Source organism: Corallococcus carmarthensis, assembly GCF_003611695.1.
GTDB classification, from domain to species: Bacteria; Myxococcota; Myxococcia; order Myxococcales; family Myxococcaceae; genus Corallococcus; species Corallococcus carmarthensis.
The window spans coordinates 67,279-80,590 of sequence record NZ_RAWE01000011.1; the positions used below are offsets into that span (position 1 = coordinate 67,279).

Here is a 13,312-nt window from a genome sequence, read left to right on the forward strand (position 1 = left end):
TTGCGGGGTTCAGAGTTCAGCGAACAGGTCGACCGCCGCCTGGGCCAGAAGGGCCTGCTCGTCTGGATCAAGGCTCGCTGCGTAGCGGATGACGTCGCGGGGTCCTGGCGCATCCGTGTTCCAGAAGAGATTGAGCAACCTGTCTCGGAGCGCCCGCCCTTCCTCTCCTGCCTGCTGTAGCGAAGCACGCACGGCCTGGGGGCCCACCAGCTTGACGTAGGCGAACATGTCGAAGCTGTCCTTGGTCTTGTCAGGCCGCACCTCACGCCTGGCGCGTTCCTTCATCGTCAGGAAACCCATGGCAGCCGGCAGGAGGATCCGAAGAGGCTTTCCTTCGACAAGGACCACGGCGTGACTTCGGCGGAGCGCCAGCCGTGCATCCGGCAGCGGCGTCATGCGGGTGGGCAGCTCGTCGGGATCGACGTCCTTGGGGGCGAAGAGGTCCACGTCCATCTGCCCACCCGGCAAGGTCTTGGACCAGCGGAACTCCCGGGTCTTCGCATAGCCCTCTGCCTGAGAACCTCGGGAAGGCGCTCGGCCATGAAGTCCGCGCCGTCCAGGTCGAACAGCAGGTCGGGCTCGAATGAGAAGCCTCGCTCGACCACGATGCCGGTATCGGTCTCGATGGCGATGACCCCGGTTCCACCCCGCTGCCTGGACTCCAACGCGAGGACCTGCCCGCCAATGAGCATGATGCGGCTGGAAAGGTCCCCCAGGTCGAGCATCAGCTCTCCCAACTCACCGAGGATCTCGTCGAAGCGCTCTTCGTCCGTCATCGAGGCTCATCCGAAAGAGGAAGGGTCCGCGCGAAGCGCCGCACCAGTTCCTCCGCCTGTTCGGTTCCCCTGCCGCCACTCTGGTGGAAGTCCACGGCCAGCTGGGGCAGCGCGACTCCAGGACCGTGCGGTAGCAGTCTCTGTGCGTGGTACACGCCACCCGCTTCGGTTTCGGCGGCAGGCTCCGGACGAAGCACGAAGAAGTTGTGCGGGGTCATCCGGCGCAGTCCGAAGGCCGTGAGGGCTGCTTCCAGCGATCCCGACAAGTAGATGCCGTGGGGGATTCCGGAGACGGAGCGTTCGTCGGGTCGCAGGGCGCTCGCCAACGTGAAGGTGGAGCGGATGCCCTGGGAGGTCAGCAAGCCATGGGCCTTGTGGAGCAGGTCCGGCGTCGTGGAGGGAGCGTTGAACCCTTCCCGGGTGACGGCCGTCGGCTTGTCGCTCGTCAGCCATGCCCTCAGCAGTGCCACCGGATCCCGAAGCCGGAAGCCGACGCTGCGGCCTCCTTCGACGAAGCCTTCCTTCAGGAGTCTCGTCGTGACCCCATGTGCATAGGAGTAGCTCGTCTGGGTCTGCTCGGAGAGCGCGCGAATGGTCCAGCGTTGGTCGGGGGACTGGAGCAGGACGCGCACGAGCCGGCATCCCTTGCCATGGAACAGGGGCTCGCGAGGAGTTCGCTCCAGGGGCCGATGCCCTTGCACCCGGATGAAGGTGCTGCCCGTGCGCAGGAAGAACGTTCCTCGCATGTCGATCAGACCCAACTCTTCACGCTCGCAGAGGTCGATGACGTTGGCGGAGGCCGAGTCCGTGACGAGCATCGGAAGTCGGAGGGCGGGCAGCGATCGCGGCTCCGCGTCCCTGCGCTGAAGCTGCTCGCGCAAGCTGAGTAGCTTTTCGCGTTGGTTCAGCACATCCGCTGGGAACAGGGGGCGCGATACCCCACCAACACAGGGACACGAACCTCCGGGAGCTGGACCTCCGCGAGGTCGTAGAGGGATTCCCCCCCGGGGCCCACCCGGGACACCACGACTGCTTCCTGGTGCACCAGCTTGACGCCACGCGGGAGCGGCGGCGGATTCCGCCAGAACTCGTCACGGAAGTGGGAAAGCCCGGGTCTCATTAAATTTTGTCGATATTGGGGCTCAAACCCCGAACGTGGTGCATCTAAAGCCACATATCGGCCGATATCGACAAAATTGATAGAAGCCCTGGATACCTGCGGACGCGTCAGTGGCCGCCGCGGATGCCGGGTTCGGCGGGGGCCACGAGCGAGGTGAGCACGTGGTCGCGCCACTGGCCGTTGATGAGGAGGAAGTCGCGCGCGTAACCCTCGGGGATGAAGCCCAGGCGGCGGAGGACGGCGGCGCTGCGCAGGTTCTCCGGCAGGTGGTTGGCCTGGAGCCGGTGCAGGCCCATGGCGCCGAAGGCGAAGTCACAGAAGGCGCGGAGGGCCTCGGTCATGAGGCCCTTGCCTTCGTGGCGGTGGTCCAGGCCATAGCCCAGGTCCGCGGCCTGGAGCGGCCCCCGGCGGATGTGGGCGAGCGTGGCGTTGCCGATGACGGGCGCGAGCGCGAGGGGCTGGCCCTTGAGGAGGAGGAACACGCGCAGGGACACGTCGTAGCGGAAGTCCTCGCGGTCCTGGGCGAGCCGTGTGCGCCAGTAGGCGGTGGAGAAGAAGGTCGCCGGGCGGGCCGGTGACACCGGGCCCAGGTGGTCCTTGTTGGCCACGTGGTACGCGAGCACCCGCTCCGCCGAGTCGGGCGGCAGCAGCATCAGGTGCAGGCGCTCGGTGGTGAGCAGGACGGGCGACTTGTCGGTCATGGCGGAGCCGGACTTCAAGGGTAACGCGCTCCCATGGGACGTGCGCGCATGAAGCGCGGATGAAGAAAAAGGTCCTCACCCGCATGGAGTGAGGACCTTCATGCGCCGGGGTCGCGCGCGTGCGTTTACTGCCCGTGGTCCATGGGCTGCTGCGGCACCTGTTGCTGCGCTCCGCTGCCACCCGTACCCTGATCCGGCTGCGGGCTCTGATGGTCGATGCCCGCGCCGTGCGGCTCGGGCGCCGCGCCGCTGCCAGTGCCACCCGGCTGCGCGTTCTGGCCCTGTTCATGGTTGCCCTGGGGAGGCTGCTGCTCCGCTCCGCTGCCTCCCACGCCGCCGCTGCGCGACGGCTGCGCTCCGGCCACGTTGCGCTCCACCACGATCTCCACGCGGCGGTTGTTCGCGCGGCCCTCCGCCGTGCCGTTCGACGCCACCGGGCGCTCCTCACCCAGGCCGCGGATCTGGATGCGCTCCGCCGGCACGCCCTGGTTCACCAGGAAGTTCCGCACGCTCTCCGCACGGCGCTCCGACAGCTGCTCGTTGTAGCCCTCCGTGCCTCGCGAGTCCGTGTGGCCCTCGATGAGGAGCGGGTTCTTCGCCTCCTTCAACGCCGTGGCCACTTCCGACAGCCGGTCGCGCGCCGCCGGCAACAGCTCCGTCGCGTTCGTCGCGAAGAGCACGCTGCCCGACAACGTCACCACCGTGCCGCGCGCCTCCTCGCGCACCTTCACGTTCTCGTCCTGCAACCGCGTCAGCGCCTGCGACGCGCGCTGCTCCGCCTGGAGCCGCGCCTGACGCTCCTGCTCCAGCTCCTGCGTGCGCTGCTGGAGCTGCTGGTTGAGCTCCGCCAGCCGCTGCGCCTCGGCCTGCTGCTGCGCCTGGCGCCGCTGCATCTCCGCTTCCAACTGCTGACGCTGCTGCGCATCCGCCGTGCGCAGACGCTCGGCCTCCTGCGCGCGCTGGGCGTCGTACTGCTGGCGCTGCTGCTCATACAGCTGACGCTGCTGCTCGTACCTCGCGCGCTCCTCCTCCTGCTGACGCGTGAGCGTCTGCGCGCGCGCCTCCTGCTGCTGACGCAGGGACGCTTCCGCCTGGGCCCGCTGCTGCGCCGCCAGGTCCGCCTCGCCGCGCGCTTCGGCGATCTCCGCCTTGCGCAGGGCCACGTACGCCAGCGAGCGCGTCTTCACCGAGCCCTTGCTCTCCACGTACTCGTTCTCCGCTTCCTGCAAGGCCGCCCGGGCCGCCGCCACGTCCGCGGGGCGCTCGCGGCCCACGGGGCTCGTGGACACCTCGTGGTAGGCCTGACGCGCCGCCGTCAATTCACTGGGCGGAGGACCGTGGGCACACCCCACCGAGAGCGCCGAGGCTCCCGCGACCGCCAACCATCCAAGTTTCCAACGCTGCATGACACGCTCCTCACAAGGCTAGAGGTGGGGGACTCACTGACCGTTGCGGATGGACTCGGCCTGCTCGGAAGCCCGCCGCGCCTCGTTCTTCAACGGCACCGCGCGAGCCAACGCCGACGCGAGATCCGCGTCCGCGGCCGCCTGGCGGAACCGCAGCTCCGCGGCCTCCTGTTCTCCCTCTTCAATCAGCCGCTCACCGTCGGCGATCTGCTGCCGCGCGAACGCCAGATGCCGGGCGGCCTCGGGTACGTTCGGCGCCTGCGAGTTCTCCGCCGAGCGGAGCGCCGCCTCCGCCTGGACGCGCTGCTGATGGGTGGACGTGGGAATCACCTGCTTGCTGGCACAGCCAAGGGCCGCGACGGACAGCAGGGCGGCGGCGAACAGCTTCGGGCGCATGGATCACCTCATGCCGGTGGAAATGCTGGGACGCTCCGGCGCGGCCCAGGGGGAGTCGGTCAGAAAATGGGCGGTGTGCCTCCAGTCGGCATCGGCGAGCTGTCTCCGCCATGCACGCTGGCCAAGGGGGTTGACAGGCATCGTGTAGGGAACGAGGCGCACAGGCGGGAGATGCCGCGCAGGCCTGCTCCCGGCCCCGCCCGCGCACAGGCTGCTGGCCGTACGGCGGGAGGGACGCTAGAGGGGGAACATGCGCCTGCACCTCGTGGACGGCACGTATGAGCTGTACCGGGCCCACTACTCGCCCCGGCCGGGCACCACCGCGCCAGACGGGCGGGACGTGAAGGCCACGGCGGGCGTGATGGATTCCCTGCTCGCCCTCCTGCACGACGAGCAAGAGGCCGTGACGCACGTGGCGGTGGCGTTCGACAACCCCATCCGCTCGTTCCGCAACGCGCTGTTCGCTGGTTACAAGGGAGACGAGGGCGTGCCGCCGGAGCTGCGCGCGCAGTTCGACCTGGTGGAAGAGGCGGTGGCGGCGCTGGGCGTGCGCGTCTGGTCCATGAAGGACCAGGAGGCGGACGATGCGCTGGCCACGGCGGCGGCGCGCTGGGCGGGCGAGGTGGAGCAGGTGCGGCTGCTCACGCCGGACAAGGACCTGGGCCAGTGCGTGCGCGGCCAGCGCGTGGTGCAGGTGGACCGGCGGCAGCAGAAGGTGATGGACGCGGAAGGCGTGAAGGCGAAGCTGGGCGTGGAACCCCAGAGCGTGCCGGACCTGCTGGCGCTGATGGGCGACGACGCGGACGGCATCCCCGGGCTGGCGGGCTTCGGAGCGAAGGGCGCTTCCGCGGTGCTCCAGGCGTATGGGCACCTGGAAGCCATCCCGGACAGCGCGGCGGAGTGGACGGTGAAGGTGCGGGGCGCGGACAAGCTGGCGGCGACATTGAAGGCCCACCGTGACGACGCGCGGCTGTACCGCACGCTGGCCACGTTGGTGGAGGACGCGCCGCTGCCGGGCACGGCGTCGCTCGCCGACCTGGAGTGGAAGGGCGTGCCGGAAGCGCGCTTCAAGGCGTTCTGTGAAGGATTGGGATTGAAAAGCCTCCAGCGCCGGCCGAAGCGCTGGGCGGCATCATGAGGAAGTCATGAGCATGGAATTGAAGCCCCCACCGTCGGACGGCTGGGTCCCCACGCTGGACGACACCCCCTTCACCCGCATGGGCGGCGAGGCGCCCGTCCACGCGCTGGCGGAGGCCTTCTACGACGTGATGGACGCGGAGGAGCCCGCGCTCGCCGCCATCCACGAACTGGACGCCGAGGGGAAGGTGAACCGGGGCACGCGCCAGCGCTTCGGCATGTTCCTGGTGGGCTGGCTGGGCGGGCCGCAGCACTACAGCGCGACGCACGGCCACCCCCGGCTGCGCATGCGCCACGGACACCTGCCGGTGGACACGTCGATGCGGGACGCGTGGCTGCGCTGCATGCAGAAGGCCATGGACAAGCAAGGCATCACCGGTGGCCTGCGCGGCTTCTTGAACGACCGCTTCGCCCAGGTGGCGGACTTCCTCCGCAACACGGAAGGATGAGGTTCACCGAGTCCATTCGCATCACCTGTCCGCGCGAGCGCGTCTTCGCGTACACGCAGGACTACGGGCAGCGGCTCGTCTGGGACACGTTCCTGCGCGAGGCGGTGTTGATGGACGGCGCGACCGAGGCCGGGCCGGGCGTGAAGGCCTGGTGCGTGTCATGGCACGGGCTGGGGATGGAGACGCAGTACGTGTCCTTCCAGCCGCCCGCCGTCACGGCGGTGAAGATGACGCGGGGCCCGCGCCTGTTCGAAAGCTTCGCGGGCTCATGGCGGTTCGACGAGGACGCCCCCGGTGGGACGCTCGTCACCTTCACGTATGCCTTTGAGTTGCGCCGTCCCTTCGGCTGGCTCACGCCGCTCATGAAGCGGGTCCTGGTCCGCGAGGTCCGGGGACGGCTGCGCGACTTGAAGCAGCGGCTGGACACGGAAGTCACCCGCCCGGCATAGACTCGCGGCATGAGCACGCAGCTACAGCCGTCTCTCGTCACGCCGTCTGTCGATGAGCTGGTGCCGCTGTTCGAGGAGGCATTGAGGACGAAGAGCTCCTCGCGCGCCCTGAAGGCCGGGTACCTCAACGCTGTCATCGCGCGGCTCGCCAAGACGGAAGACCCCGGGATGCTCGCGCCCTCGTTGCAGGCCTTGATGGCGATGGAGGGCGCGAAGCAATTGGTGGATGAACAGGGCACTCCGGTCAGCGTCGCCGCGACCCGGGCACTGGTGAGCCTGTCCTATCCGCACCCGCTGGAAGTCCTCCCAGAGCACCTGGAGGCCCTGCGCAAGCAATCCGAGCCCTCCGTGCCCCCCGCGCCCAAGGGGTGGATGCTCACGGGGCTGATCATCGCGACCGTGGTCCAGGCCATCTGCTTCGTCCTGGCGGACGAAGTGCCGCACTTGTTCCATGGACTCTCCGCCGACGTGCTGGCGGGAGAAGCCCCCCTGCAACCCCCGCCTTCGGGCTCCTACTTGCCCCCGCTGGTGAAGGAGGTGTGGTGGTCCCTGCGGCCCCTGGTGCCCTGGGGGCAGGTCGTTATCGCCACGGTCCTCTATTACTTCTCCACGGCCCTCGCGACGACGGCGTGGGAGCGCACCCTGTCCCGCCGCGCCTTCCTGACGCTGGGCGCCGTGGGCCTCGTGGCGGGCCTGCTCCCCACGCACGAGTACAAGCACTGGGGGACACTGGCCGCCGCGGTGGGCGCGCTGTTCGCGGGCCTGCTGCTCCGCGTGCCCAAGGCCGCGCCGTCCGTCCCCCCGGCCGCCTGAGCGCCCGCTCGCCCGGCGGTGGTCCGACGGGCGCCGCGTCCCCACCCTCCAGTTTTCACCACCCGGATTGGGGGGATGGGATCCATGCGAACGAACAATGATCTCTGGACGGCGGCGGGCTTCGGCGTCCTCGCCGGGATGCGGAGCATGACGGCGCCCGCGTTCCTCACGCGGGAGCTGTCGCGCAAGCCGACGCGCGCGTTGAAGCGGGCCCTGCCAGGCCTCACGTCGAAGAAGGTGTCACAGCGCCTGGGCCTCCTGGCACTCGGTGAGCTGGTGGGGGACAAGGCGCCCACGACCCCGCCGCGCATCAAGCTCCCGCCCCTGACCGGCCGCATCCTCTCCGGGGCCATCACCGGCGCCGCCGTGTCGCGCGACCGCAAGGGCGCGAAGCTGGGCTTCGCCCTCATTGGCGCCGCCGCCGCCATCGCCTCCAGCTACGCCTTCTACGGCATCCGCCGCTTCGTCACGCACCGGCTGCGCGTGCCCGACCTGGCCGCCGGCCTCATCGAGGACGGCGCCGCGCTGTTCCTGGGCGCACGCCTCACCCGGGCGCTGCGGTAGGCCTCGTGCGGCGGCTCACCCCGGCGTCTTGCCGGCGGTGAGCCGCGCCTCCAGCCGCGTCAGCACCGCATGCTCCGCCCGCGCCCGCTCCGCCAGGGGCGCGAAGAGCAGCCGCGAGCGCAGGCCCATGCCTTCCGTCAATTCGAACTGGCGCAGGTCCTCCGGCAGCGCGAGCAGCACCTCGCCCAGGGGCCGCACCCGGTGCAGCTGGTACGACCCCGCCGCCTCCAGCGCGCGCACCACGTCCGCCTCGGGCTCCGCGCGGGCCAGCGCCTTGCGCGACTGTTCCTCGTACCGCAAGCCCGCCTCCACCCGCTCCTCCAGGTCCGCGAGCACCGCCGCCGACGTGCGCTGCGCCTCCTTCACGAGCCGCAGCGGATCCAACGCCCGCTCCACCCGCCTGCGCACCGCCGGGGACAGCGCGCGCGCCCGCCCCTCCACGCGCGACAGCACCGCGTCCCGGTAGCTGGCCGCGAAGCAGACCGCGAACAATGCCTCCTCCAGCGGTGCCCGCTCCCGCGCGGCCAGGCCTTCCGCCAGCGAGCACAGCCCCTCGCCGGTGAGCACGTACCGGCGGCCCCGGGGCAGCCCCTTCGTCGCCGCGCCGGTGCTCGCCTCCGCGTGGCCCGCACGCACCAGCCGCTCCAGCGTCCGCCGTACCTGCGTCAGGTCGATGTCCTGCGAGGGCCGGGTGACGTCGTGCTCCACCCAATTGGTGAACAGCAGGAAGAAGAAGCGCACGTCCGACACGCGGAAGCCGCCCGCGCGAGCGCCCGCCCCGTGTGCCGCGAGCAGGGCCGCCTGCACGAAGGTGGCCTGCGTGTCGATGTAACCCAACCGCGCCGTCAGGGTGCTGTTCCGAGCCATGCCCGCGAGAATGCCAGCCCCCGCCCATCCCGTCCCATTCCTCCCAGGTGACAGTGTCCGCCCGGACGAAAAGACATCGGCGGGCAAGTCATTCGTAGAAGGGCCAGTCTGCATTCACGGAAGGATTTCCATGCTGCCCTGGCTCGTCCTCATCGCGGGTGTCTGTTGTCTCATCGAGCGGCTGTCCCTGGGGTGGAAGCTGCCCCGGGTGCGCGGCTGGCACGTGCGCGTGGTGCTCATCAACCTGGCGCAGGTGGGCGTGGTGGTGCTGGGCGGGTACACCTGGGACCGGTGGTTCTCCGCGTACTCGCTCTTCCACCTGTCCCGGCATGTGGGCCCGGTGGTGGGCGGGGTGGTGGCCTACCTCATCGCCACGTTCGTCTTCTATTGGTGGCACCGCGCCCGGCACGAGAGCGACGTGCTCTGGCGGCTGTTCCATCAAATCCATCACAGCCCGCGGCGGCTGGAGGTCATCACCAGCTTCTACAAGCACCCGCTGGAGATGACGGCCAACAGCCTCATTGGCGGGCTGCTCGTCTACACGGTGCTGGGGTTGAGTCCGGCGGCGGGCGCCATCTACACGGCCTGCTGCGCGCTGGGCGAATACTTCTACCACACCAACATCCGCACCCCGCGCTGGGTGGGCTGGTTCTTCCAGCGGCCGGAGATGCACCGCATCCATCACGAGCACGGCAAGCACAAGAACAACTACGGCGACCTTCCCATCTGGGACATGGTGTTCGGCACCTACGAAAACCCCGCCACCTGGGATGCCACGTGTGGCTTCGATGACGCGCGGGAACAACGGCTGGGCGCCATGCTCGCCTTCCGCGACGTGCACCGCTCATAGGAGGTGGCACACTGGCGCCCCTTCGCTTCATCCGTGAGGTTCACGCCATGGCCAGCTCGCGTCGGCAGTTCCTGACCCACACCGTGATTGGACTCGCGAGCACCGCTGTCTCCGCGGCGCCGGACGCGGGCACGTCCGCACCGCCCGCGGGAGCGCCGCCCACCTTCGGCGCGGGCCCCACGGTGGGACCGGAGGTCAGCCCCACCACCTTCGCGGAGGCCGAAAAGCTGATGCAGGTGCGGCTCACGCCCGCCGAGCGCACCCAGGCCGCCAGCAACTGGCGCGTGTCCCTGGCCCCGCTGCACGAGCGCCGCACCGGTCCGCGCAAGCTCGCGCTGGAGCCCACGCTGTCGCCCGCCTCGCAGTGGAACCCGTCGCTGCCGGGCCTCAAGCCCACCGCCCCCGCGAAGGACCGCTTCGTGCGCAGCCGCGATACGAAGACGCCCCTGCCCGCGAAGGAGGAGGACATCGCCTTCGCGCCGCTCACGCAGCTGTCGCGTTGGGTGGAGTCGCGCGCCATCACGTCGGAGCGGCTCACGCAGCTCTACCTGGAGCGGCTGAGGCGGCATGACCCGAAGCTCCAGTGCGTCATCACCCTGACGCCGGAGCTGGCGCTCCAGCAGGCCCGCCAGGCGGACCGGGACATCGCCTCGGGCCGCTACAAGGGGCCGCTGCACGGCATCCCCTGGGGAGCGAAGGACCTGGTGGACACCGCGGGCATCCGCACCACCTACGGCGCCGAGCCGTTCCGCGACCGCGTCCCCACCGCGGACGCCACCGCGGTGGACAGGCTGCACCGCGCTGGCGCGGTGTTGGTGGCCAAGCTCAGCCTGGGCGCGCTCGCGCTCAACGACATCTGGTTTGGCGGCGAGACGAAGAACCCGTGGCTTCCGGAAGAGGGCTCCTCCGGAAGCAGCGCGGGACCGGGCGCGGCGACAGCGGCGGGGCTGGTGGGCTTCTCCCTGGGCAGCGAGACGGGTGGCAGCATCGTGTCGCCGTCCATGCGCTGCGGCATCACCGGCCTGCGCCCCACCTACGGCCGCGTGCCGCGCACGGGCGCGATGACGCTGTGCTGGTCGCTGGACAAGCTGGGGCCCATGACGCGCGGGGTGGAGGACTCGCTGCTGGTGCTGGCCGCGCTCAATGGACCGGACGCGGGCGACGTGGCCAGCGTGCCCGCGAAGCTGGACTTCGACGCGAACGCGAGCGTGAAGGGCCTGCGCGTGGGCTACGTGCCCGCGTGGATGAAGGAGAGCCCCGCCACGGACGTGGACCGCGCGGCGCTGGAGATGCTCAAGAAGCTGGGCCTGAGGCCGGTGGAGGTCCAGTTCCCCGACTGGCCGTACTCCGCCCTCAACGTCATCCTCTTCGCGGAGGCCGCCGCCGCCTTCGAGGAGCTCACGCTCAGCCACGGCGTGGACGCGCTGAAGATGCAGACGCCCGACGCGTGGCCCAACCTCTTCCGCCAGTCCCGCTTCCTGTCCGCGGTGGACTTCGTCCAGGCGGACCGGCTGCGCCGCAAGGTGGCCCAGGAGATGGCGCGCATCATGTCCCAGGTGGACGTGCTGCTCGTGCCCTCGCTGCGCGACGAAGCCCTCACCATCACCAACCACACGGGCCACCCGTCCCTCACGCTGCGCACCGGCTTCGTGGAGGTGTCCAAGGCCCGCAGCGACTGGGCCCCGGACCCCAAGCGCCCCGTGCCCACCTTCGCCACCCCGCGCCGCGTCCCCCACGGCGTGACGCTCATCGGACAGCTCTTCGACGAAGGCACCCTGGGCCGCGTGGGCATCGCCCTGGAGCGGGCCTCCGGCGTCGCCGGGGAGCGCCCGCCCGGCTTCTAGCCGCCAGAAAGCCCCGGACCGATTGTTTTGACAGGTCAGTCCAGAATCATTACGTAGGGGGCATGGCACGCACGAAGGAGTTCGACCGCGACGAGGCGGTGCGCCGGGCGATGCAGGTCTTCTGGGAGCAGGGCTATGAAGCCACCTCCACGGACGACCTGCTGCGCGCCATGGGCATCGGGCGGCAGAGCATGTACGACACCTTCGGGGACAAGCACGGCCTCTACCTGGAGGCCCTGCGTGCCTACCAGGCGGAGTACAGCGCCAACCTGATGGAGTGCCTGCGCTCGCACCCGTCCCCCCTGGGCGCCATCCGCGAGTTCCTCCTCTCCATCCCCAATGGCACCCAGAAGGCCCGTGCCCGGGGCTGCCTCTCCGTGAACGCCACCACGGAGCTGGCGCACGCGGATGCGGAGGTCGCCACGCTGCTCAAGACCGGCGGCGCGGTGGGCCATGGGGCGCTGGAGCGCGTCGTGAAGGAGGCCCAGCGCAAGGGCGAGCTCAACCCGAAGCTGGACGCCCGCGTCGCCGCTGGCTTCCTCCTGTCCACCATCGGCGGGCTGCGCCTGAGCGCCAAGGCCGGCACCCCGCCCGAAGCCCTGCGCGACGTCGTGGACTTCGCCCTCGCGGGCCTCAAGGCCCAGTAACGCCCCCCTTGCCGCGGGAGGCACCTCGCGCCGTCTTCGCACGCCTGTATCTGGATTGTTCAGTCCAAATAAGCCACTGGAAGGGAAGCACACCATGTCGATGGATCGCTACTACCTGCTGGGCCGTTCGGGGCTGCGCGTCAGCCCGCTGTCCTTGGGCACGATGACGTTCGGGAAGGAGGGGACGTACGGCGGCCCCTGGGGCTCCACGGAGGACGTGTCCCGGACGCTGTTCAACCGCTACCTGGACGCGGGCGGCAACTTCGTGGACACCGCCGACCTCTACACCCACGGCACCAGCGAGACGCTCATCGGGAAGTTCCTGGAGGAGCGCGGCGACCGGGACCGCGTCGTCCTCGCCACCAAGTACACCTACAACGCCACCCGCCCGGGGGACCCGAACGCGGGCGGCAACAGCCGCAAGAACATGCTGCGCGCGGTGGAGGCGTCACTGAAGCGGCTGCGCACGGACTACATCGACCTGTACCTGCTGCACACCTGGGACCGCCTCACTCCGGCGGAGGAGGTGGTCCGCACGTTCGACGACCTCGTGCGCGCGGGGAAGATCCGCTACGCGGGCCTGTCCGACGTGCCGTCCTGGTACGCGGCACGCGCGCAGACCTGGGCGGAGGCGCACGCGCTCACGCCGCTCATCAACCTGCAGCTCCAGTACTCGCTGGTGGAGCGCAGCCTGGAGCACGAATACGTGCCGCTGGCGCAGACGCTGGGCCTGGGCATCACCACCTGGAGCCCGCTGGGCATGGGACTGCTCTCCGGCAAGTACCGGCCGAGCGAAGCCGGTGCCCACGGTGACGGCCGTCTCAACTCCGCTGTGGGCGGCCACCAGCTGGGCATGTTCACGGAGCGCAACTGGCGCATCGTCGCCACGCTGGAGCAGGTGTCCAGGGAGCTGGGCCGCGACATGTCCCAGGTGGCGCTGAACTGGGTGGCCACGCAGCCCGGGGTGGGGTCGGTCATCATCGGCGCCACGAATCCCAAGCAACTGGACGGCAACCTCGCCGCGCTGGACTTCACGATTCCGGACGGGCTGCGCCGCCAGCTGGACGAGGCCAGCGCTCCGCCCGTGCCCTTCCCCCACGGCATGTTCTCCAATCCCTATCAGCTGAACCTGCACGGCAACGCCGCCGTGGGTGACAAGCCCGCCGGCTACACGCAGCCCGTGTTCACCGGAAGCGCACCCCGGGTCGGGTAGGGCACATCCCGTCCCTCCGCGAGGGTGGGGGGGACGGCCCGCTTGCGACCCCGGGGCCGCTGGTCCCCGGGGTGGCACAC

16 protein-coding genes are annotated in these 13,312 nt (G+C 70.0%); 9 read left to right on the top strand and 7 right to left on the bottom strand.

Going from position 1 to position 13,312, the window contains the following annotated elements; all coding sequences use genetic code 11:
- Window positions 1–9: 9 nt before the first annotated feature.
- From D7X32_RS46550 to D7X32_RS05385, 6 genes are all read right to left on the bottom strand, one after another.
- Window positions 10–453 carry a hypothetical protein gene (locus tag D7X32_RS46550; RefSeq protein WP_244238859.1) on the bottom strand — a complete coding sequence of 148 codons (444 nt, stop codon included), beginning with the start codon at window positions 451–453 and terminating at the stop codon, window positions 10–12.
- A complete protein-coding gene (locus D7X32_RS46555; RefSeq protein ID WP_120601416.1) occupies window positions 393–776 on the bottom strand; it encodes a hypothetical protein in 384 nt (127 codons plus the stop codon). The genes D7X32_RS46550 and D7X32_RS46555 overlap by 61 nt, the downstream gene beginning before the upstream one ends.
- Window positions 773–1,657, bottom strand: a complete 885-nt coding sequence (locus D7X32_RS05370) for a hypothetical protein (RefSeq protein ID WP_244238860.1) — start codon at window positions 1,655–1,657, stop codon at window positions 773–775. The genes D7X32_RS46555 and D7X32_RS05370 overlap by 4 nt, the downstream gene beginning before the upstream one ends.
- A 346-nt stretch (window positions 1,658–2,003) precedes the next feature.
- The gene (locus D7X32_RS05375) at window positions 2,004–2,597 is read right to left on the bottom strand and encodes a GNAT family N-acetyltransferase (RefSeq protein ID WP_120601417.1); all 594 of its coding nucleotides are present in this window, start codon (window positions 2,595–2,597) and stop codon (window positions 2,004–2,006) included.
- Between the two features lie 125 nt (window positions 2,598–2,722).
- Window positions 2,723–4,003 carry an OmpA family protein gene (locus D7X32_RS05380; RefSeq protein ID WP_120601418.1) on the bottom strand — a complete coding sequence of 427 codons (1,281 nt, stop codon included), beginning with the start codon at window positions 4,001–4,003 and terminating at the stop codon, window positions 2,723–2,725.
- Window positions 4,004–4,036: 33 nt separating this feature from the next.
- Window positions 4,037–4,399, bottom strand: coding sequence for a DUF4398 domain-containing protein (locus tag D7X32_RS05385; protein WP_120601419.1), 363 nt, complete (start codon window positions 4,397–4,399; stop codon window positions 4,037–4,039).
- A gap of 250 nt (window positions 4,400–4,649) precedes the next feature.
- Here D7X32_RS05385 and D7X32_RS05390 point away from each other — a divergent pair, with 250 nt between their 5' ends.
- The 5 genes from D7X32_RS05390 to D7X32_RS05410 all read left to right on the top strand — a co-directional run bounded on the left by D7X32_RS05390 (window position 4,650) and on the right by D7X32_RS05410 (window position 7,811).
- A complete protein-coding gene (locus D7X32_RS05390) occupies window positions 4,650–5,537 on the top strand; it encodes a 5'-3' exonuclease (RefSeq protein WP_120601420.1) in 888 nt (295 codons plus the stop codon).
- A 7-nt stretch (window positions 5,538–5,544) separates the two neighbouring features.
- Window positions 5,545–5,985: a group II truncated hemoglobin gene (locus D7X32_RS05395; RefSeq protein ID WP_120601421.1), complete on the top strand. Its 441-nt coding sequence runs from the start codon at window positions 5,545–5,547 to the stop codon at window positions 5,983–5,985.
- Window positions 5,982–6,434, top strand: a complete 453-nt coding sequence (locus tag D7X32_RS05400) for a type II toxin-antitoxin system RatA family toxin (RefSeq protein WP_120601422.1) — start codon at window positions 5,982–5,984, stop codon at window positions 6,432–6,434. The genes D7X32_RS05395 and D7X32_RS05400 overlap by 4 nt, the downstream gene beginning before the upstream one ends.
- Before the next feature lie 9 nt (window positions 6,435–6,443).
- Window positions 6,444–7,247 (top strand): hypothetical protein, encoded by an 804-nt coding sequence (locus tag D7X32_RS05405; RefSeq protein WP_120601423.1) that lies wholly within the window; start codon window positions 6,444–6,446, stop codon window positions 7,245–7,247.
- Between the two features lie 84 nt (window positions 7,248–7,331).
- Window positions 7,332–7,811: a DUF4126 family protein gene (locus tag D7X32_RS05410; protein WP_147450039.1), complete on the top strand. Its 480-nt coding sequence runs from the start codon at window positions 7,332–7,334 to the stop codon at window positions 7,809–7,811.
- Window positions 7,812–7,826: 15 nt separating this feature from the next.
- On the opposite strand, the gene D7X32_RS05415 is transcribed toward D7X32_RS05410, so the two are convergent.
- On the bottom strand, window positions 7,827–8,678 hold the full coding sequence (locus tag D7X32_RS05415) for a hypothetical protein (RefSeq protein WP_120601425.1): 852 nt from the start codon (window positions 8,676–8,678) through the stop codon (window positions 7,827–7,829).
- A 130-nt stretch (window positions 8,679–8,808) separates the two neighbouring features.
- Between D7X32_RS05415 and D7X32_RS05420 the strand changes: the two genes are divergently transcribed.
- The 4 genes from D7X32_RS05420 (at window position 8,809) to D7X32_RS05435 (ending at window position 13,232) form a co-directional block, all read left to right on the top strand.
- The gene (locus tag D7X32_RS05420; RefSeq protein ID WP_120601426.1) at window positions 8,809–9,528 is read left to right on the top strand and encodes a sterol desaturase family protein; all 720 of its coding nucleotides are present in this window, start codon (window positions 8,809–8,811) and stop codon (window positions 9,526–9,528) included.
- A gap of 47 nt (window positions 9,529–9,575) precedes the next feature.
- Window positions 9,576–11,372, top strand: a complete 1,797-nt coding sequence (locus D7X32_RS05425) for an amidase (protein WP_120601427.1) — start codon at window positions 9,576–9,578, stop codon at window positions 11,370–11,372.
- A 62-nt stretch (window positions 11,373–11,434) separates the two neighbouring features.
- Window positions 11,435–12,019 (top strand): TetR/AcrR family transcriptional regulator, encoded by a 585-nt coding sequence (locus tag D7X32_RS05430; protein ID WP_120601428.1) that lies wholly within the window; start codon window positions 11,435–11,437, stop codon window positions 12,017–12,019.
- Between the two features lie 94 nt (window positions 12,020–12,113).
- Complete coding sequence (locus tag D7X32_RS05435; protein ID WP_120601429.1) at window positions 12,114–13,232, top strand: aldo/keto reductase; 1,119 nt, start codon at window positions 12,114–12,116, stop codon at window positions 13,230–13,232.
- Window positions 13,233–13,312 lie beyond the last annotated feature (80 nt).